General features: G+C 71.0%; 18 protein-coding genes. 11 read left to right on the top strand and 7 right to left on the bottom strand.

All coding sequences use genetic code 11. The features are described from left to right. Positions 1–184 precede the first annotated feature (184 nt). The gene (locus LY40_RS05575) at positions 185–1,369 is read left to right on the top strand and encodes an acetyl-CoA C-acetyltransferase (RefSeq protein WP_258936131.1); all 1,185 of its coding nucleotides are present in this window, start codon (positions 185–187) and stop codon (positions 1,367–1,369) included. A gap of 122 nt (positions 1,370–1,491) precedes the next feature. Here the strand turns inward: LY40_RS05575 and LY40_RS05570 are convergent, their stop codons facing one another. Next, the gene (locus LY40_RS05570; RefSeq protein WP_228726650.1) at positions 1,492–2,442 is read right to left on the bottom strand and encodes a LysR family transcriptional regulator; all 951 of its coding nucleotides are present in this window, start codon (positions 2,440–2,442) and stop codon (positions 1,492–1,494) included. Between the two features lie 51 nt (positions 2,443–2,493). Here LY40_RS05570 and LY40_RS05565 point away from each other — a divergent pair, with 51 nt between their 5' ends. Further along, complete coding sequence (locus LY40_RS05565; RefSeq protein ID WP_183787095.1) at positions 2,494–3,939, top strand: MFS transporter; 1,446 nt, start codon at positions 2,494–2,496, stop codon at positions 3,937–3,939. 30 nt (positions 3,940–3,969) lie between these two features. Here the strand turns inward: LY40_RS05565 and LY40_RS05560 are convergent, their stop codons facing one another. After that, complete coding sequence (locus tag LY40_RS05560; protein ID WP_183787094.1) at positions 3,970–5,016, bottom strand: class I mannose-6-phosphate isomerase; 1,047 nt, start codon at positions 5,014–5,016, stop codon at positions 3,970–3,972. Positions 5,017–5,077: 61 nt separating this feature from the next. Then, positions 5,078–6,199, bottom strand: a complete 1,122-nt coding sequence (locus tag LY40_RS05555) for a 5-methyltetrahydropteroyltriglutamate--homocysteine S-methyltransferase (protein ID WP_258936130.1) — start codon at positions 6,197–6,199, stop codon at positions 5,078–5,080. A 310-nt stretch (positions 6,200–6,509) separates the two neighbouring features. Between LY40_RS05555 and LY40_RS05550 the strand changes: the two genes are divergently transcribed. After that, the gene (locus LY40_RS05550; protein WP_183787092.1) at positions 6,510–6,866 is read left to right on the top strand and encodes a DUF3817 domain-containing protein; all 357 of its coding nucleotides are present in this window, start codon (positions 6,510–6,512) and stop codon (positions 6,864–6,866) included. Positions 6,867–6,902: 36 nt separating this feature from the next. On the opposite strand, the gene LY40_RS05545 is transcribed toward LY40_RS05550, so the two are convergent. Beyond that, positions 6,903–7,403 carry a MarR family winged helix-turn-helix transcriptional regulator gene (locus LY40_RS05545; RefSeq protein WP_183787091.1) on the bottom strand — a complete coding sequence of 167 codons (501 nt, stop codon included), beginning with the start codon at positions 7,401–7,403 and terminating at the stop codon, positions 6,903–6,905. Between the two features lie 219 nt (positions 7,404–7,622). Between LY40_RS05545 and LY40_RS05540 the strand changes: the two genes are divergently transcribed. Continuing rightward, a complete protein-coding gene (locus tag LY40_RS05540; protein ID WP_183787090.1) occupies positions 7,623–7,928 on the top strand; it encodes a thiamine-binding protein in 306 nt (101 codons plus the stop codon). Positions 7,929–7,961: 33 nt separating this feature from the next. Here the strand turns inward: LY40_RS05540 and LY40_RS05535 are convergent, their stop codons facing one another. Further along, entirely contained in the window at positions 7,962–8,366 is a 405-nt protein-coding gene (locus tag LY40_RS05535) for a hypothetical protein (RefSeq protein ID WP_258936129.1), read from the bottom strand. A gap of 258 nt (positions 8,367–8,624) precedes the next feature. Between LY40_RS05535 and trxA the strand changes: the two genes are divergently transcribed. Beyond that, the gene (gene trxA / locus LY40_RS05530) at positions 8,625–9,611 is read left to right on the top strand and encodes a thioredoxin (protein WP_258936128.1); all 987 of its coding nucleotides are present in this window, start codon (positions 8,625–8,627) and stop codon (positions 9,609–9,611) included. Positions 9,612–9,792: 181 nt separating this feature from the next. Here trxA and LY40_RS05525 read toward each other — a convergent pair whose 3' ends face one another. Continuing rightward, positions 9,793–10,413 carry a LysE family translocator gene (locus tag LY40_RS05525; RefSeq protein ID WP_258936127.1) on the bottom strand — a complete coding sequence of 207 codons (621 nt, stop codon included), beginning with the start codon at positions 10,411–10,413 and terminating at the stop codon, positions 9,793–9,795. Between the two features lie 89 nt (positions 10,414–10,502). Between LY40_RS05525 and LY40_RS05520 the strand changes: the two genes are divergently transcribed. Further along, complete coding sequence (locus tag LY40_RS05520; protein ID WP_258936126.1) at positions 10,503–10,976, top strand: Lrp/AsnC family transcriptional regulator; 474 nt, start codon at positions 10,503–10,505, stop codon at positions 10,974–10,976. 38 nt (positions 10,977–11,014) lie between these two features. Here the strand turns inward: LY40_RS05520 and LY40_RS05515 are convergent, their stop codons facing one another. Then, positions 11,015–12,487: a neutral zinc metallopeptidase gene (locus LY40_RS05515; RefSeq protein ID WP_183787087.1), complete on the bottom strand. Its 1,473-nt coding sequence runs from the start codon at positions 12,485–12,487 to the stop codon at positions 11,015–11,017. Positions 12,488–12,611: 124 nt separating this feature from the next. Between LY40_RS05515 and glgP the strand changes: the two genes are divergently transcribed. From glgP to LY40_RS05490, 5 genes are all read left to right on the top strand, one after another. Then, the gene (gene glgP / locus LY40_RS05510; protein WP_258936125.1) at positions 12,612–15,167 is read left to right on the top strand and encodes an alpha-glucan family phosphorylase; all 2,556 of its coding nucleotides are present in this window, start codon (positions 12,612–12,614) and stop codon (positions 15,165–15,167) included. A gap of 48 nt (positions 15,168–15,215) precedes the next feature. Then, positions 15,216–16,058 (top strand): ABC transporter ATP-binding protein, encoded by an 843-nt coding sequence (locus LY40_RS05505; RefSeq protein WP_258936124.1) that lies wholly within the window; start codon positions 15,216–15,218, stop codon positions 16,056–16,058. A 63-nt stretch (positions 16,059–16,121) separates the two neighbouring features. Continuing rightward, positions 16,122–16,901: an enoyl-CoA hydratase/isomerase family protein gene (locus LY40_RS05500; protein ID WP_258936123.1), complete on the top strand. Its 780-nt coding sequence runs from the start codon at positions 16,122–16,124 to the stop codon at positions 16,899–16,901. Positions 16,902–16,903: 2 nt separating this feature from the next. Then, complete coding sequence (locus LY40_RS05495) at positions 16,904–17,890, top strand: class I SAM-dependent methyltransferase (protein WP_183787084.1); 987 nt, start codon at positions 16,904–16,906, stop codon at positions 17,888–17,890. 75 nt (positions 17,891–17,965) lie between these two features. Next, positions 17,966–19,156, top strand: coding sequence for a class I SAM-dependent methyltransferase (locus tag LY40_RS05490; protein ID WP_258936122.1), 1,191 nt, complete (start codon positions 17,966–17,968; stop codon positions 19,154–19,156). Positions 19,157–19,165 lie beyond the last annotated feature (9 nt).

Below are 19,165 nucleotides of genomic sequence, written 5' to 3'. Positions count from 1 at the left end.
AGGATAGGGTCACCGGAACGCCGGTTGGGGTGCGCTTGTTCACACCGTGGGTTGGGCCGCCGCGGAGTCCGATTCCGCCGCGGCGACCGGTATCGTTCCCCGGTGAAGCGCCGCTGGTGCACAGGGCACGCGAGGCGTGCCGGGTCAGCGCCGAGAAGCATCGTCAACGCTTGGAGGAAGACACGTGTCCGGTTCCGTGATCCTGGGGGCGGCCCGCACGCCGATCGGCCGGTTGCTCGGCTCGTTGAAGGACTTCTCGGGCGCCCAGCTCGGCGGTGTCGCCATCAAGGCGGCGCTCGAGCAGGCGGGCGTGGCGCCCGAGAAGGTGCAGTACACGATCATGGGTCAGGTGCTGACCGCCGGCGCGGGGCAGATGCCCGCGCGGCAGGCCGCCGTGGACGCGGGCATCCCGATGGACGTGCCCGCCCTGTCGATCAACAAGGTGTGCCTGTCCGGCCTGGACGCCATCGCGCTGGCCGACCAGCTCGTAAGGGCGGGCGAGTTCGACCTCGTCGTGGCCGGCGGCCAGGAGTCGATGACCCAGGCGCCGCACCTGCTGCCGAAGTCGCGCTCCGGGTTCAAGTACGGCGACGCGACGCTCGTCGACCACATGGCCTTCGACGGCCTCCACTGCGCGTTCGACCAGGTCGCGATGGGCGTGTCGACGGAGAAGTACAACGCGCGCTACGGCCTGACCCGTGAGCAGCAGGACGAGTTCGCCGCACGGTCGCACCAGCGTGCGGCGAAGGCGATCGCCGACGGCGTGTTCGCCGCCGAGCTGGCGCCCGTCGAGGTGCCGCAGCGCAAGGGCGACCCGGTCGTGTTCGACACCGATGAGGGTGTGCGCGGGGACACCACGCCGGAGTCGCTGGGCAAGCTGCGCCCGTCGTTCGCCGCCGACGGCACGATCACGGCCGGTTCGGCGTCGCAGATCTCCGACGGTGCGGCCGCGGTCGTCGTGGCGAGCCCGGCGATGGCCGAGCAGCTGGGCCTGACCCCGCTGGCCGAGATCGGCGCGCACGGTGTCGTCGCCGGTCCCGACGCGAGCCTGCACGAACAGCCGTCGAACGCGGTGGGCGCGGCACTGCGCAAGGCCGGGCTCGACGCCTCGTCGCTGGACCTCGTGGAGATCAACGAGGCGTTCGCGGCCGTCGGCCTCGTCTCGACCGACAAGCTCGGCGTCGACCCGGAGATCGTGAACGTCAACGGCGGTGCGATCGCGCTCGGCCACCCCATCGGCGCCTCCGGTGCCCGGCTGGCCGTGCACCTGGTGCACGAGCTGCGCCGTCGCGGCGGCGGCCTCGGTGCGGCCTCGCTGTGCGGCGGTGGCGGCCAGGGCGACGCGCTGCTGCTGAACGTGCCCGCGTAGCCCTCGCTCACACCACGTCCGGCGCCGGTGAGCCCTCGGCTCCCGGCGCCGGACGTGTATCCGGGGCCGGGAACCGCGCGGCGTGTCCGGGGCCGGCTCGACCCACCGCGCGCGGCGGCGGGTCACCGCGGTTGCGGTGCTTCCGTGGGCAGGAGCTGGGCCGCGACCTCGTTGATCTCGTCGAGCGCCTCGGTCACGAGCGGGTGCCCGGCGTGGCCGCTGCGGGTCGCGGCGATCACCCGTCGTGCGGGTGCGGGATCGCCGGACAGCGGGACGCGCGCGACGGGACGGTCGTCGTGCAGCCGTGCCAGCCGGGGCACGAGGATCACGCCGAACCGCTGTGCGACGAGCGCCGCTCCGGTGTCCCATTCGTCGGCGTAGTGCGCGATGTTCGGGGAGAAGCCGGCTGCGGAGCACGCGGTGCGGACCAGGTCGTGGTAAGCGGTGCCGGGCCGTCCGACGATCCACTCCTGGTCGGCCGCGTCCGCCAGCGTGACGCGGCGACGTGCGGTGAACGGGTGGTCCGTGGGCACGACCAGGTCGAGCGGATCGTCCAGCAGCGGTTGCTGGTGGAACCGGTCGTCGCCGGTCGGCGGTGTGTGGGCCGTATTGATCACCAGGGCGAGGTCCACGTCACCGGCCAGCAGCAGGTCGAAGCACCGGCCCGGCTCGGCCTCGATCACCCGCATGCGGACGTGCGGGTGCCGATCGCGCAGGGCCGCCGCGACCGGGGGCAGCAGGTGCGTGGCGGCCGTCGAGAAGCCGCACACGGTGAACGGGCCGCTGGGCTCGCCGGCGAGGGCCGCGAGTTCGGCGTGGGCGCGTTCGGCCTGCGCGGACAGGACGTCGACGTGCCGCAGCACGGTACGCGCCGCGGTGGTCAGCTGGATTCCGCGGCCGCGGGCTTCGATCAGCGGAACGCCGAGTTCCTCGGCGAGCTGACGCAACTGATACGAGACCGCCGACGGCGTGTAGTGCGAGGCCGCCGCGGCCGCAGTGACGGTGCCGTGCTGCGCGACGAGTTGGAGTACCCGCAACTTCGGGTCGATCATGCAGTCATTTTGCACGGTCATGATGAAAATCGTTTGATTCTCCTCACCGAATAATCTCGGCACCATGGTCGTGTGCTGCTGGAACGTCTCGCTTCCCCTCGTCACCGCCCACTTCTCAGCTCGCCCGCGCGCACCGGTGCCTACGTGCTCGCCGTGCTGACTTTCGGCGCCTATCTGCCGAGCACGCTGTATCCGGCGTATCAGCAGACCTTCGGCGTCGACGATCTGACGATGACCGTGGTGTACGCGACGTTCGCCCTGGTCAGCGCGCCGGCGCTGCTGCTGTTCGGGCAGGCGGCCGATGCGCTCGGTGCGCGTCCCGTGCTCCGTGGGGCGCTGATCGTCGCGGCGGCCGGCTCGGCGTGTTTCGTGTTCGCCACCGGCACCACGTGGCTGCTGCTGGGCCGCGGGGCACAGGGCCTTGCGCTCGGCGCTGCGACGGCGGCTGCGAGCGCGCTCACCTCGCTGCACGGCGGCAGGCGGATCGCACCCGCGGCACTGGCGGGCATCGCGTTCGTGGGCGGCACCGCCGCCGGACCGGTCGTCGGCGGGCTGCTCGCGCGGTACGCGCCAGCTCCGGAGACCGTGCCGTTCGTGCTCCACCTCGGACTGTTGGCGCTCGGGTGGCGCCTGGTGTCCGGGTTGGGCGGCAGCGCCCCCGGGATGACCGTCGCGGCGGGCACGTCGGGTCGTGCGGGGTGGCGTCCCACGAAGCCGGCGATCCCGCGCGGCATGCGCAGGGTGTTCGCCTCGGCGGCTGCCGCGGGTTTCGTCGCGTGGATGGTGGCGGGCCTGTTCCTGGCCATCATTCCGACGCTGCTGAACCGGGCAGGGCAGACCAGCCCCGCGGTGACGGGCGCGATTCTCGGGCTGGTGCTGGTGTGCTCGGTGGCGACCCAGCCGTTCGTGGCCAGGCTGCGGGACCGGCGGGCGCAGGTACTGGGGCTCGCCGCGCTGCTGACGAGCCTGGCGTTGCTGGCGTTCACGGCGGGCGGGTCGACGGTGGTGACCCTCGTGGCCGCGGTGATCGCCGGTGCCGGGCACGGCCTGGCCTACGGCGGTGCGGCCGCGGCCGTCGACGCCGTCGCACCCGTCGCACGCACCGGCGCGATCACCGGCGCGTTGCACGTGGCGTTCTACCTCGGTTCCGGGGCGCCCGCGGTCGTGGTCGGGCTGATCACGCTCACGCATCCGCTCGCTACGGCGACCACCTGGGTCACGGCTGTGACGGCGGCGTTGGTGCCGCTGGTCGCGGTGGCGGTCGCCGTCTTTCAGCGCCCCGCGTTCCCGGTCCGCCGGACTCGCGTGTGGTGGCCGGGCGGCCTGCGGCGCGACGGGGGCCGCCGCAGGGCGGTCGCCGCGCCGTCGCGGGCGTCCGCGGCGCTGTCCCGGGTCGCCGGTACGCCGTCGCGCGAACGCCGGATCCGGCACGCCGCCGCGCATCCCGGCAGGGGTCCTGCCTTCCTGCGCCCGCGCACACGGTCGGCCGAGCGTCGGCGGCGGCGCACCAGCCGCTGAGCACCCGGCGGTCCCGGCCGGACCTGCCGGTCAGGCCGGTGGGCGGCAGCGCAGGACGGTGACGTCGCCGGACAGCTCCAGCGCGCCCGCTCCGTAGGGCACGACGACGGTGTCGCCCCGGGCGATGGGTGTTTCGCCGTGCGGCGAGGCCAGCGTGCCCGCGCCGCCGAGTGCCACCAGCACGGCGAAGCCCGGCGTGAGGGTGAGCGTGCCGGCAGGCGCGGCGCGGGGGAACAGCCGCTCGGCGCGGAAGAATCCGTCGGCGAGCGGGGCGAGCAGTTCGGCCGCCGCAGGGTCGGTGGCGTCCCGGCCGGCGGGCTCGTCATCGCCGCGCCGGATGAGCGAGGTCAGGCGCTGCTCGTCCCAGCCGGAGGTGTCGAGGACCTGCAACGCGGTGTCGAAGCCCAGACCCAGGTGGCCCTGCTCGGGGGAGTCGAGGAAGTCCCGCCACTCCATGGTGAGCGAGAAGTCGGTGGGCTGCTGCAGTTCGACGACGAACACGCCCGCGCCGATCGCGTGCGGCAGGCCGGCCGGGATCACGACCGTGTCGCCGGGTGCGACCGGGACGGCGTTGAGCGCCTCCAGCATGGACGGCGCGTCCTGGTCGCGTACCCAGTCGCGGACCGTCGCGGCGGGGAGCGTCTCGCGGAATCCGGTGTAGACGGTCGGATCGTCGCCGGAGGCCCCGACGACGATCCACGCCTCGGTCTTGCCGAAGTGCGAGTCGAAGTGCGCGCGGGCGAACCGGTCGTCGGGGTGGAAGTGGACGGGCAGTCGCTGGCCGGCGTCGAGCAGTTTCACCAGCAGTGCGGTCGAATCGCCGAACCGGCGCAGGTGCGGGTCGCCGAGCCAGCCGCGGGGGTCGGCGGTGACGGCGTCGGCCAGCCACCGGCCGTCCGGCAGGCGGGTGAGCCCGTCGGGGCCGCCCGTGAACCTCGTGGTCGTCGAGGCGACCCAGTCCTCGGGGCCGTACTCACGTGTCTCGTCCCCACGGAGAGCGGCGATGGCGGCGCCGCCGCGGTAGAACTGCGGCGGCTGGTTGGCGGGCAGGACGATCGGTTCGAGTGGCTCCGGCACGGCTCCGCACTGTAGGCCACGCGCGGGCCGACGGGTATCGCACGCGCCGCCGGCGCAGGCGTCAGCCCCAGACCTGTTCGGCCGTCTCGACGATCAACTCCAGCTTGCGGATCTGCTCGTCCTCGGTGATGTCGTTGCCCTCCTCCGTGGAGGAGAAGCCGCACTGCGGGGACAGGCAGAGCTGGTCGACGTCGATGTACTGCGACGCCTGCTCGATGCGCCGCCGCAGTCCGTCGACCGTCTCCAGCTCGCCGCGCTTGGTCGTGACCAGGCCGAGTACGACGTGCTTGCCTTTCGGCACGAACCGCAGCGGTTCGAACCCGCCGGAGCGTTCGTCGTCGAACTCGAGGAAGTAACCGTCCACGTCGAGTTCGTTGAACAGCGCCTCGGCGACGAAGTCGTAGCCGCCCTCTGCGGCCCAGGAGGAGCGATAATTGCCGCGGCACAGGTGGGTAGTGATCGCCATGCCGTCGGGCTTGGCGGCGATCGCGGCGTTCATGGTCCGGATGTTGCGCAGGTGCAGCGTCTGCGGGTCGAAGCCCATCTCGGCGACGAACTCGCGCTGTGCGGGGTCGTTGAGATAGGCGAGGCTCGTGTCGTCGAGCTGCAGATACCGGCAGCCACGGTCACCGACGGCCGCGATCTGCGCGGCGTACGCGGCGCCGAGGTCGGCGAAGAAGTCCTCGAGATCGGGGTAGACGCTCGGGTCTACGGCCGCCCTGCCGCCGCGGTAGTAGACCATGCTCGGCGACGGGATCGTGAGTTTCGGCGTGACTTCGGGGTCCACAGTGGACTTGAGGAAGTCGAAGTGGTCGCCGAAGATCGTGTGGCCGAGGCCCACCGTGCCGTCGACCTTCAGGCCCGACGGACTGAATTCGAGCTCCCCGTCGGCGTTGCGGAACTTCACCTGAAGCTTCTCGTCGCTCGCCGAGATGCCTTCGAGTTGGTAGATGAAGTCCATGTGCCACGACGAACGGCGGAACTCGCCGTCGGTGGCCGACCGCAGGCCAACCCTGCGCTGCATGTCGACGACGTCGCGGATCGCCTCGTCCTCGGCGGCTCGCAGCTGCTCGGCGGTGATGGCGCCCTGGGCTGCCTGCCGTCGCACTTCGTGGAGCGCCGCGGGGCGCAACAGGCTCCCGACGTGGTCTGCGCGGAACGGCGGCGTTCGACGCTGAGTCATGATCGCATCGTCACACAGTCACCGGCGCCCATCAATGACGCCGATTCGGCGCAGCTCGGCACCGTTCGCCGGGTGCTCCTTCACTTCCGCGCCGCAGGCCGTCCGGAGTAGAAGTCACAAAGCGCCCGAAGCGGTGACAATTCGCACCGCACGGTTACGTGTGGTCACAGTCTCACCAGGTCATGCCGACGTTCGTGAGTACGGTCACGGAACGCACGGGCATGTTGCGCGTCGCGGGCGGCGTTGGCGTATACAGCAAGTGACGTGGCTGCCCGTCCGTGGCGGCACAATCCGAGCGGAGGAGGAACCGTTGTCGAACAAGGCCGCCGTCTTGTTCCGCGTGGTCGCCGTGGCCGAGGCGCTGTCGTGGGCCGGCCTGCTGATCGGCATGTTCCTGAAGTACGTCGTCGAACTCGGCGAGGGCGGCGTGCCCGTCCTTGGCGCCGTGCACGGCGCCATGTTCGTGGTGTATCTCGTCGTGACGCTGGGCGTCGCGAAGCCGCTGGGGTGGTCGGCCGGCACCACCGTCACCGCGTTGCTGGCGAGCATCCCGCCGCTGTTCACCTGGTGGTTCGAGACCTGGGCGCTGCGCCGCGGCAAGCTCGACGGCCCGCAGCATTCCCAGCGCGGCGGCACGGCACTGTTCCGTCAGCCGGTCGGCGCCTGAGCGCCGCTCACTTCCGAATCCGCATCGGCCGGCGGCTCACTCGGTGAAGTCGCCGGCCGCTTTGCGCACCTTGGTCAACAGTTCGGTCAGCTGCTGTGTCTGCCGTTCCGTCAGGCCGTGGAGTCCGAAGTCGATGTCGGTGACGGCTTTCGTCGCGACCTCGTACCGTGCACGCCCGTCGTCGGTGATCTCGACGAGGGTCGTGCGCCGGTCCGTCGGATGCGGTACTCGCGTGACCAGGCCTCCGGATTCCAACCGGTCGACAATGTTGGTGACGCTCGTCGGGTGCAGCTGCAGCCGTTCGCCCATGACCCGCATCGGCAGTGCTCCCTGTCGCGAGAAGGTCAGCAGCACCAGCGCCTCGTAGCGGGCGAACGTCAGCCCGTGCGGCTTCAGCGCGCCGTCGACGGCCGACTGCACGATCTGCTGTACCCGCATGACGCCGGTGACGGCCGCCATGGTGTCGGAAGGCCCGATGCGGTCCTCCCACAGTTGCGCCGCGCGGGCGATCGGGTCGAACGGCAACGGACGGTTCATGGCGCCCGAAGTTAGCAGCGCGGGCGACGTCGGCGGGCACGCGCCCCGAGTCGATCGCCCACGCCGCCGCCCAGTGTCGCCGTCCAGTGTCGCCGCCTCGTGTGGCCGTCGTGTGGCGCCGCCGGAGGTGCCGGGCAGGACGCGGTCACGGTAGAACACGGGGCACGAGACGACCGGCGCACGAGGCGACCGGTACGAGAACCCCAGGGGAGCCCCACCATGATCGTCGCGTTCAGTGTCAGCCCGGCGGCCGCGCCCGACTCCGACGGCGGTGTGAGCGAGGCCGTCGCCCGCGCCGTCCGTGTCGTCCGCGAGTCCGGCCTGCCGCACCGCACCGGGTCGATGTTCACCGAGATCGAAGGCGAATGGGACGAGGTGATGGACGTGGTCAAGCGTGCCACCGACGCCGCGGGGGAGGGGTCCGCCCGGGTCGGCCTGGTGATCAAGGCCGACATCCGGCCCGGCTACACCGGCCAGCTCGACGCCAAGCTCGACCGCGTCGAGGCGCACCTGCGCGAGCAGTGACCCCTGCCGCCCGCCCGCCGGAGCGGTGCCAACTCAGCCGGTAGCCAGCGTGACGGTTGCGACGATCGCCGACAAGGACGCCGCCAACGCACTTACCGACGCGGCAGCGTTCCCGAATCCCGACCAACAGCGGCGCATCAATTCGGCCCAGCGTGAGCTGCTCGCGAGCATTGTGACGTTCTGCCACTTGTGGGAGCGGATCCAACAACCCAGCAGCAGGCCATAAGCATTGTTTCGGCATCGCTCGTGTGCACGGGTGGGCGCCAGGCACCATGTGGGTGCCGCAAAGAGCATGTACAGCAGCGACGCACAGGAGCCGGCGATGATGATCGGTAGGCTGACGTCACGTGCGGTCCACGCGTAAACGACACCGGCGACCACGAGGTATCCCCAGAAGCGAAATACTGTCCGCAATAGCTTGTTCTTCGTTTTCGCCATGCCTGCCGAGCGTATTGAGCATACGGTGACGCTACGACTGCTGAGCGTGTACGGAATCGGATACACCGATGTGACCGGGCGTATAGCTCACATCCGTGTGACTTCGTCCGTGTTGGGAGCGAGCCGCACGTGAGTGATGCCACGACGCGGCGCGAGCAGTGCCCCCCGCCGCCCGCCCGCCGGAGCGGTGCCGAGCTGCGGATTCGCTAGGATTCCACCAGTGACCCAGCTCCCAGCAGTCCGTGCCAGGATGGAACCGTGACACAGCCACGCAACACTCCAGGGGTACCGGCGGCCCTCTCCGGAGCGGTCGATCTGTCCGGTTTGAAGCAGCGCGCCGAGGCCTCGCAGCAGCAGGCAGGCCCGTCCGCGGCGAGTGGTGAGGCGCCGCCGCCGTCCGGTGGAGCCGGCGGTGATGGAGCCGGCGGCGCCGGCGGTGCCGTTATCGACGTGACCGAGTCGTCGTTCCAGGCCGAGATCGTCGAGCGGTCGATGAACACGCTCGTCGTCGTCGACCTGTGGGCCGACTGGTGCGGGCCGTGCAAGCAGCTCAGCCCGGTGCTCGAGAAACTCGCCGGTGAGGCGAACGGTGCGTGGGTGCTGGCGAAGGTCGACGTCGACGCCAACCCGCGGATCTCGCAGCTGTTCGGCGTGCAGTCGATCCCGACGATCGTGGCGATCGCGGGCGGTCAGCCCGTCGACGCCTTCTCCGGCGCGTTGCCGGAGCCGGAGATCAAGCAGTGGCTGAACAAGCTGCTGGACGCGCTGCGCGACAAGCTGCCCGGCATCCGCGCCGCGGAGGAAGGCGCGGCCGCGGAGCCCGTCGAAGAACCGGAGGACGAGCGGTTCACCGAGGCCGAGGACGCGTTCGCCCGCGGCGACCTGGCCGCCGCCGAGGCGGCTTACCAGCGGATCCTCGACGCCGAGCCCGCCAACGAGCAGGCCAAGGCCGCGCTGAACCAGGTGCGCTTCGCCGCCAGGGCGGCGGAGTCCGACGCGTCGGCGATCGCCAAGGCCGACGCCGACCCGGCCGATCTCGACGCCCAGCTCGCCGCGGCTGACCAGGAGGTCGCCCAGCAACAGGTCGAGGCGGCGTTCGCCCGCCTCATCGACACGATCCGCCGCACCGCGGGCCAGGACCGCGACCGTGTCCGGGAGCACCTGGTCGGGCTGTTCGAGTTGTTCGACCCGGCCGACGACCGCGTCGCCAAGGCCCGCCGGGACCTGGCCGGCGCCCTGTTCTGAGCAAGCGCATCCGCCCCGTCGTCCGCGGCTCCGGCCGTGGTCGGCGGGGCGGTGGCGTGCCTGGGTGTGGTGCGGCGGAAGGTGCTGCGGCGGGGTGTGGTGCGACGGAATGTGCTGCGGCGGGTTCGCCGGCCGTCGTCCACCGGCCGGTGTCGTGCGGGCCCCGGCAGGAGCCGTCGGATCATCCGAGGGCGCTCGCGAGCGTGGTGACCCCCAGTACGGCGAGTGCGAGGCCCGCGCCGATGTCGAGTGTGAGGCGCACCCGCGGCCGGGCCAGTACCGCACCGAGCGCGCCGAGCGCCGTCACGTAGAGCGTCCACCACAGTGCGGCGCAGCCGACCACCAGACCGCCGAGCAGCAGCGTCTGCGTCGGCACCGAGCCGCCGGTGTGCACGAACTGGGGAATGAACGTCAGGTAGAAGATCAGCGCTTTCGGGTTCAGCACGTTGCAGGCGAAGCCCTGCACCACCGGTGACCCGGCGCTGCGGACGGTGTCCGGGGCGCCGGTGTCCGCGCGGCGGGACCGTGCGGCGAGGGCGAAGGACATGCCGAGTGCCGCGAGGTATGCGCCCCCGCAGATCCGCAGGGCCGACAACACGTGCGGGTCCGAGGCGGCCGCGGTGACACCGGCCGCGGCGACGAGTGTCAACAGCGCGAGCCCGCTGCAGATGCCGATCGTGGTGGCGTGACCGCGGCGCGCTCCTCCGGTTGCGGTGTTGCGGGTGACCAGGACGAAATCGGGACCGGGGATGATGAGCATCAGCAGCGTGGTCCCGATGAACACGGGTAGTTGCTGGGGCATGGCAGGCTCCCGTATCGGTGGGGAAGGACATGCCGCAGCATCGGCGTCGAGTCGGCGAATATCCACCGCCCCCGGTTAGGGTTCTGCGTATGGCCAGAAGTGCCGAACTCGATTCGGTGGACATGCGCATACTCGCAGCGCTGCAGAACGATTCCCGAATCCCCAACAAGGACCTCGCCGCGGCGGTCGGCATCGCGCCCTCGACCTGTCTCGACCGGGTCAACCGGCTGCGTGAAGCGGGCGTCATCCTCGGTTACAGCGTCCGCGTCGATGCCGAGAAGATCGGGCGGCCGTTGCAGGCGCTGCTGTTCATCCGGGTCCAGCCGCACCGCCGGCCACTGGTCGACCCGTTCATCCAGCACGTGCTCGCGCTGCCGGAGACGCTGGAGCTGTACCACGTGAGCGGACCGGACGACTTCCTCGTGCACGTGGCCGCCGAGAACCCGCAGGAACTCCAGCGGCTGGTGCTCGACGAGTTCACCGACCGCCCGGAGGTCGCGCTGGTCCACACGAACCTCGTCTTCGAGCGCTGGGACGCGGGACCGCTCCTGCCGCCCGGCTGAGCCCCGAACCGCGATTCCCACACCCGCGGGCCGCGGTGCTACTTGTAGGTCTCGGTGCAGACCGAGGAACCGTCGAGGAAACCGTTGCGCAGGGCTTCGATGCGGGCGAAACCGTTGGCGACCCGATGGCCGCTGATGTCGGCCGCCAGCAGGCTGCGCGGTTGCAGCAACTCGGCGATCGCCTCGTCGAGGTCACCGGGGGACAGATACAGCGTGGAACCGCTGTTGGGGTCGTTGGCGTACTGCGCCCACGCGCCGACCAGACAGGCCGTGCGCAGCCCTGCCTGCCCGCCCTCGGTGGGGGCGCCGACGCCGTGCTGGATCCCCTGCACGTACCGGGACGCCACCTCCGAGAACACGGCGAAGTCGCCGAGGCCCGCGTCGGGTGACTTCTCGCCGGTCAGCTCGCCGACCTGGTCCGCGGGCTGGCCGATCTTCTCGAGCGTGGCCAGGTCGATGTTCACCTCGTTGCCCTGCTGGCAGTACGACACCGGTGGTGTGGACCTGCCCTGGTCACACGTCCCGTCGCCCTCGACAATCTCCGGAGCGTCGACGCCGGAACCGGAGAACGCCTGGTCGAGGCTGCGCTGGACGTGCACCATGGTGCCGGCCGTGATGGGGGCCTGGCCCTGCTGGGCCTGGTCGGTCGCGTTCTTGAACGGCACCTCGGTAATGCGCTGGTCGACCTCGGCCTTGTCGATCTCCGCGCACCGCTTCGCACCCTCTTCGAAGCCGAGCTGCACCGCGTAGGTCCGGTCGAATCCGGAGCCGTGCGCCCCTTGTTCGTTGGCGTGCGCGCCGGGTGCGTCGCGGATCAGGAACAACGCGCCGAGCACCTCGTTCACGCCGTCGGAGGTCGACAACTCGAAGTACTTGCTGTCGCCTTCGGCGATCCAGCGCATGTACGAACCGGTGAAGCAGTCGGCCTGCTGCTCCTTGACGATCGTGGACGTGCCCTCGTCGATGCCCGCCTTGTCCCCGAGCCGGGTCTGGACCGCGTGCCCGAATTCGTGGGCCAGCACCGCGGCGACGGCCATGTCGCCGAACTTCTCGCGCAGCAGCGGCAGCAGGACGCCGCGATCCCAGGCGACGAGGTCCTCCGGCGGGCAGTAGAAGGCGTTGAGTGCCATGTCCCGCGTGTTGGTGCCGCAGACCTCCTGCGAGTCGCCCTCCGGGTCGTAGGACATGAGCTTGTCGACGTGCTCGAACTTCTCGCCGAAGTGCTCCGGCATCTGCTCGTCCCAGTAATCGGTGACGTCGGCGATCGAGGCCAGTGCCAGCCGGTCCTCCATGGCGTCGGTCGCACCCTCGGCCTGTACGTCCGGTTTCGCCGCGTTGTCCTTGAGCCCGCTCTCGAAATGGGTCACCGGCAGTCCGGCGACGTCTCCGACCGTCTGAAGCTCGCCGGTGACCTGTTCACCCGCGCAGCCGGTCGCGGTCAGGGCCACGACGGCCATGCCGGCGATGATCCGTGCTGCGGCGATGCGTCCCGGGCGCCCCCCTGTCCTCATGGGGGTGCACCTTACTGAGTGGCTGCGGACGACATGCGGCGATCCGGACACCGAGTCCCGCCGAATGGTGGTGATCACGCCCCCCGCGGCTGCGTACCGGTGATCCAGTAGGTTGAATCGCAGCATGAGAGCAGTCCGCCGCTTCACCGTGCACGCGCGCATTCCGGACCAGTTGGCAGGGCTCACGGCGCTGGCGACGAACCTGCGCTGGACCTGGCACCCGCCGACGCGGGACCTGTTCGCGTCCATGGACGACGCACTGTTCCGGCGGATCCGTGACCCGCTGCGGATGCTCACCGAGATGCCCGCGGACCGGCTCGACGAGCTCGCCCGCGACGAAGCGTTCCTGAAGCGCACCCGCGACGCCGTCGACGGACTGCACCGGTACTTGACCGAACCGCGCTGGTATCAGCGGCTGGCCGCCGACCGCGAGCGCGTGCCCGCGGCGGTCGCCTACTTCTCGATGGAGTTCGGCGTGCACGAGGCGCTGCCGAACTACTCCGGTGGTCTCGGCGTGCTCGCGGGGGACCACCTCAAGGCCGCCTCCGACCTGGGGGTGCCGATCATCGGTGTCGGTCCGCTGTACCGCGCCGGGTACTTCCGCCAGGCGCTGTCGCTCGACGGTTGGCAGGTCGAGCACTACCCGGTGATCGACCCCGACGGGCTGCCCCTCGAACTGGTCACCGAGGAGTCGGGCAGGCCCGCTCTGGTGAGCGTGGCGATGCCGGGCGGCCGTGAGCTGCGCGCCCAGTTGTGGAAGGCGAGTGTCGGCAGGGCGGTCCTGCTGCTGCTCGACACCGACGTCGACGGCAACGACGACGACCTGCGGCGGATCACCGACCGCCTCTACGGCGGCGACGCCGACCACCGCATCCGGCAGGAGATCCTCGCCGGCATCGGCGGCATGCGCGCGGTGCGGCGCTACTGCGAACTCACGGGGCATCCGCAACCGGAGGTGTTCCACACCAATGAGGGGCACGCCGGGTTCCTCGGCCTGGAACGCGCCGACGAGATCCTCTCCGGAGGCGGCCTCGACTTCGACGAAGCGCTGTCGGCGGTCCGGGCGGGCACGGTGTTCACCACGCACACGCCCGTGCCGGCCGGCATCGACCGGTTCCCCGTCGACCTGGTGCAGCACTACTTCGGCGACGGCGCACTGCTGCCGCACGTCGACCCGCGGCGGGTGCTCGCGCTCGGTGCGGAGGACAACCCGGGCATGTTCAACATGGCGCACATGGGGCTGCGGCTGGCGCAGCGCGCCAACGGTGTGTCCGCGCTGCACGGCCGCGTGTCGCGGCGGATGTTCGCCGGGCTGTGGCCGGGTTTCGACGTCGACGAGGTGCCTGTCCGCTCGGTCACCAACGGGGTGCACGGCCCGACCTGGGTGGCGCGTGAGATGACCGCGCTGCTCGGCGGCAACGACGAGGAGTGGGGCCACGAGGGGGACGGGAACGGCACGCGCATCGCGGCCGACGTGACCGACGAACAGTTGTGGGCGCTGCGCCGGGAACTGCGGTCCAACCTGGTCGGCGAGGTGCGCAGGCGCGCGAGGGAGGCGTGGTTGCAGCGCGGCGCCTCGGCCCTCGAACTGGGCTGGACGGATCGGATCTTCGACCCGGACGTGCTGACCGTGGGCTTCGCCCGCCGGGTGCCCACCTACAAGCGGCTGACGCTGATGCTGCGGGACCCGGAGCGGTTGCGCGCCCTGTTGCTCGACGAGCACCGGCCGATCCAGATCGTCGTCGCGGGCAAGTCGCACCCTGCCGATGAGGGCGGCAAGGCGCTCATCCAGCAGATCGTGCGGTTCATCGACGGCGATCCCGAGGTACGCAGGCGCATCGTGTTCCTGCCGGACTACGGCATGCAGATGGCCCGCTACCTCTACCGCGGGTGCGACGTGTGGCTGAACAACCCGACCCGCCCACTCGAGGCGTGCGGTACCTCGGGGATGAAGGCGGCGCTCAACGGTTGCCTGAACCTGTCCACCAGTGACGGCTGGTGGGACGAGTTCTACGACGGCAGCAACGGTTGGGCGATCCCGACGGCCGACGGTGTCACCGACCCGCTGCAGCGGGACGACCTGGAGGCCGCGGCACTGTACGACCTGCTCGGCCAGCAGATCGCGCCGCTGTTCTACGACCGGGACGAGCGTGGGGTGCCGAAGGGCTGGCTCTCGCGCGTGTGGCACACGCTGCGCACGCTGGGCCCGAGCGTGCAGGCCTCGCGCATGGTGCGCGAGTACGTCGAGTCGTACTACCTGCCTGCGGCGGAGACGGTCGCGGAGGCCACGGCCGACGGGTACGCCGGCTCGCGCGCGTTCCACGACTACCGCACGCGCCTCGAGGTGGCCTGGCCGCGGGTGCGCGTGGCCGACACGGAGCTGCTGGCCGACGGGTCCGAGACGCTCGTGGTGGGCGCGGACGTGCGGGTGCGCGCCCGCGTCGACCTGGCGGGACTGGACGACGCCGACGTCGAGGTGCAGGCCGTGGTCGGCCGGGTCGGCGACACCGACGACCTGGCCGACGTCGTACACGTGGCGATGGAGCCGGTCGAGCGCGGCGTGTTCGAGGCGCGGCTGCGGCTGCCGCACGCGGGGGCGCTGGGGTACACGGTGCGCGTGCTGCCGCGGCACCGGCTGCTGGCGAGTCCGGCCGAGCTCGGCAAGGTCGTGTCGGCGTGACGCGGGCCCACACGCGGGCGCCCGCGGCCGGTCGGTGAGAATGTCCCCGTGAACGCGGCGCATGACACTCCACGGGACGACTCACGCACCGGCGAGCCGGAGAACCTCGAGGACCTGGTGGTCCACGCCTCGGGCGTCGGGGTCCGGCGGGGCGGCAACAAGTTGCTCGCCGATTTCGACTGGTCGGTGGAACTCGACGAACGCTGGGTGATCCTCGGCCCGAACGGTGCGGGCAAGACCACGCTGCTCAAGCTGGCGGCGGCGGAGCTGCACCCGACGACGGGCACCGTGCACGTGCTGGGGGAGCGGATCGGCCGTACCAACGTGTTCGAACTCCGCACGCGGATCGGGTTCACGTCGGCTGCGGTCAACTTGCGTGTCCCCGGTGAGGAGAAGGTGCGGGACGTCGTGGTCAGCGCCGGGTACGCGGTCATGGGCCGCTGGCGGGAGCGCTACGACGAGCTCGACACCGAGCGGGCCGACGAGCTGCTGGCCGCGCTCGGTATCGCTCACCTGGCCACACGGGAGTACGGCACGCTCTCGGAGGGCGAGCGCAAGCGCACGCTGATCGCCCGCGCGCAGATGACGGATCCGGAGCTGCTGCTGCTCGACGAACCGGCCGCGGGACTGGATCTCGGCGGGCGCGAGGACCTCGTGGCGCGGCTCTCGGGGCTGGCGCTCGACCCGGACGCGCCCGCGATGGCGCTGGTCACTCACCACGTGGAGGAGATCCCGCCCGGGTTCACCCACGCGCTGTTGCTGGCCGAGGGCCGTACCGTCGCGGCGGGTCTGCTCGACGACGTGCTGACGGCGGAGAATCTGTCGGCTACGTTCGGCCAGGACCTCGTGCTGGAGCGCTCGGGCGATCGCTTCTTCGCACGGCGCAGGTAAGCTCATTACCGGCCGGTAGCTTCCGGTCGCAGGCACGTCGAGCAAGCGTTCAAGGAGGAAGGCGTGGGCGAGTTCGTACGACTCGAGGTCGAGGCAGGCGTCGGCACCATCAGGCTGGACCGGCCGCCGGTCAACGCGCTGAACAACCAGGTGCAGCGTGAGCTCGCCGAGGCCGCGAAGGAGGCAGCGGGCCGCGACGACGTCCGCGCCGTGATCCTCTACGGCGGCGAGAAGACGTTCGCGGGCGGCGCCGACATCAAGGAGATGGCCGCCAGGTCCTACGTCGAGATCAACGAGTTCGGCGCCGAGCTGCAGGCGTCGCTGGCGTCGCTCGCCGAGTTGCCGAAGCCGACGGTCGCGGCGGTGACCGGCTACGCGCTCGGCGGTGGCCTCGAGCTGGCCATGACCGCCGACCGCCGGGTCGTCGGGGACAACGTGAAGGTCGGCCAGCCGGAGATCCAGCTCGGCATCATCCCTGGCGCGGGCGGGACGCAGCGGCTGACTCGGCTCGTGGGCCCGAGCAAGGCCAAGGACATCGTCTACACGGGACGGTTCGTCAAGGCCGAGGAGGCCCTGTCGATCGGCCTGGTCGACGAGGTCGTCGCCCCGGACGAGGTGTACGCCGCGGCGCACAAGTGGGCCGCGCAGTTCGCCGACGGCCCCGCGGTGGCGCTGAAGGCCGCCAAGGCCGCGATCGACGGTGGCCAGGACATGGATCTGCGCAACGCGCTGAAGCTCGAGACGCAGCTGTTCACGGCGCTGTGGGCCACCGAGGACCAGGCTGCGGGCATGGAGTCGTTCATCGAGAACGGCCCCGGCAAGGCCCAGTTCAAGGGGAAGTGACCGTGTCCGACGCGACGGAACGTCTCGACCCGGCGCCGAACCCGCACGCGAGCGCCGACGAGGTGCAGGCGGCCTACGCCGACCCGAAGCTCGCCAACGTGCTCTACCACGACTGGGAGGCGGGCACGTACGACGAGAAGTGGTCGATCTCGTACGACGAGCGCTGCATCGAGTACGCGACCGACGTGTTCACCGCCGTGGCGGGCGAGGAGGACAGGCCGTACCCCACCGCCATGGAACTGGGCAGCGGCACGGGCTTCTTCCTGCTGAACCTGATGCAGGGCGGCGTGATCAAGAAGGGCTCGGTGACGGACCTGTCGCCGGGCATGGTCGAGGTCGCGCTGCGTAACGCCGAGGCGCTCGGGCTCGACGTCGACGGCCGGGTCGCGGACGCTGAGCGGATCCCGTACGAGGACAACAGTTTCGACCTCGTGGTTGGGCACGCCGTGCTGCACCACATCCCGGACGTCGAGGCGTCGCTGCGTGAGGTGCTGCGCGTGCTCAAGCCGGGGGGCCGGTTCGTGTTCGCGGGTGAGCCGACGAAGATCGGCGACCTCTACGCCCGCAAGCTCGGCCAGCTCACGTGGTGGGTGACGACGAACCTGACCAAACTGCCTGCCTTGAGCGGGTGGCGGCGGCCGCAGGCGGAGTTGGACGAGTCCTCGCGGGCAGCGGCACTGGAGGCCGTGGTCGATCTGCACACGTTCGATCCGTCCGAATTGGAGCGCACGGCGCGGTCGGCGGGTGCTGCCGACGTTCGAGCGGTCACCGACGAGTTCAGCGCCGCACTTGCGGGCTGGCCGATCCGGACGTTCGAGGCCGCGGTGCCGGACGAGAAACTGACCCTGAAGTGGCGGCTGTTCGCCTACAAGCTGTGGCTGCGACTGTCCGCAGTGGACAAGAAACTGCTGTCCAAGGTGTTGCCGCGCGAGCTGTTCTACAACGTGATGATCACGGGTACCAAGCCGCCCGAGTCCGTCGAGTCGTGATCGGCCCGCAATGCGGGATCACCGGAACCAGCATCACCGGGACAACCATCACCGGAACCAGGAGCGCCGGAACCGTTGCCGTACGCCTTCTCACCCGACGACGTCGCCTTCCTGGCCTCGGCCGAGGGTGAGAAGGCGATCGCGGCCTGTGACGGGCTGGCGCTGACCGATGCGAGTTGGCTCTCCGACGTCACCACCGCGCGCCGCGTCGTGGGCGACCGCTACGCCGCGGTCCTGGAAACCGTGCTGCTGCGCCGGAAAGCGGTATCCAAACTGGACGGATCGGGCTCGTGGCTGCTGACGGCCGATGCGCTGCAGCAGGCGAGTGCCTCCCCGGTGGCACGGCATCGGGCCGAACGGCTCGCGGGCCGGGACGTGCACGACGTGACGTGTTCCATCGGGGCCGACCTGGTGGCGCTGGCCGGGACGGCGGCGCGTTGCGTGGGCTCGGACCTCGACCCGGCGCGGCTGGCGATGGCACGGCACAACGTCACCGCCGCCGGGGTGGCGCCCGCGCTGGTGCGTGCGGACGCGCTGGCGCCGGTCACGCGCGGGGCCGTGGTGGTGGCCGACCCGGCGCGGCGGGACTCGTCGGGACGCCGCGCGTGGAAGCCCGGCGACTTCGTGCCCCCGCTGGACGAGGTCGCGTCCGTTTATGCGGGGCGCGACCTCGTCGTGAAATGCGCGCCGGGCCTCGACCCTTCGGTCGTGCCGTGGGCGCGTGAGGTCGAACTCGTCTCGCTCGACGGCCAGGTGCGGGAATCGTGCCTGTGGAGCGAGGGCCTCGCCACCACGCGCAGGCGTGCGACGGTGCTCCGGAGCGACGAGGCCGGTACCGGCGTGATGCGGTGGACGATCACCGACGACGAGCCCGATGACATCGGTGTGGGCGAGCCGGGGGAGTGGATCGTCGACCCCGACGGTGCCGTCGTCCGGGCCGGCCTGGTGCGGCACTACGGTGCGCGGCACGGCCTGTGGCAGTTGGACGAGCGCATCGCCTACCTGACCGGCGACGAGCCGCCACCCGGGGTGCGGGCGTTCCGGGTGCTGGAGTTCGGCCGCTACAGCGAGAAGGAGCTGGCGGCGATGCTGCGCCGCCACGACGTGGGCCGGGTGGAGATCCTCGTGCGCGGGTTGGACGTGGATCCGAACACGCTGCGCCGCAGGCTCAAGCCGTCCGGCGCCGGCGAGGCGAGCGTCGTGCTGACCCGGATCGGGCGCCGGCCCACCGCGCTGCTCTGCAGGGCCGAACGCGTCCCGGCCTGAGCCGAGCCG

It is taken from the genome of Prauserella salsuginis (assembly GCF_024648885.1).
Lineage (GTDB): Bacteria > Actinomycetota > Actinomycetes > Mycobacteriales > Pseudonocardiaceae > Prauserella > Prauserella salsuginis.
This window is presented reverse-complemented; position numbering and strand designations above follow the sequence as displayed.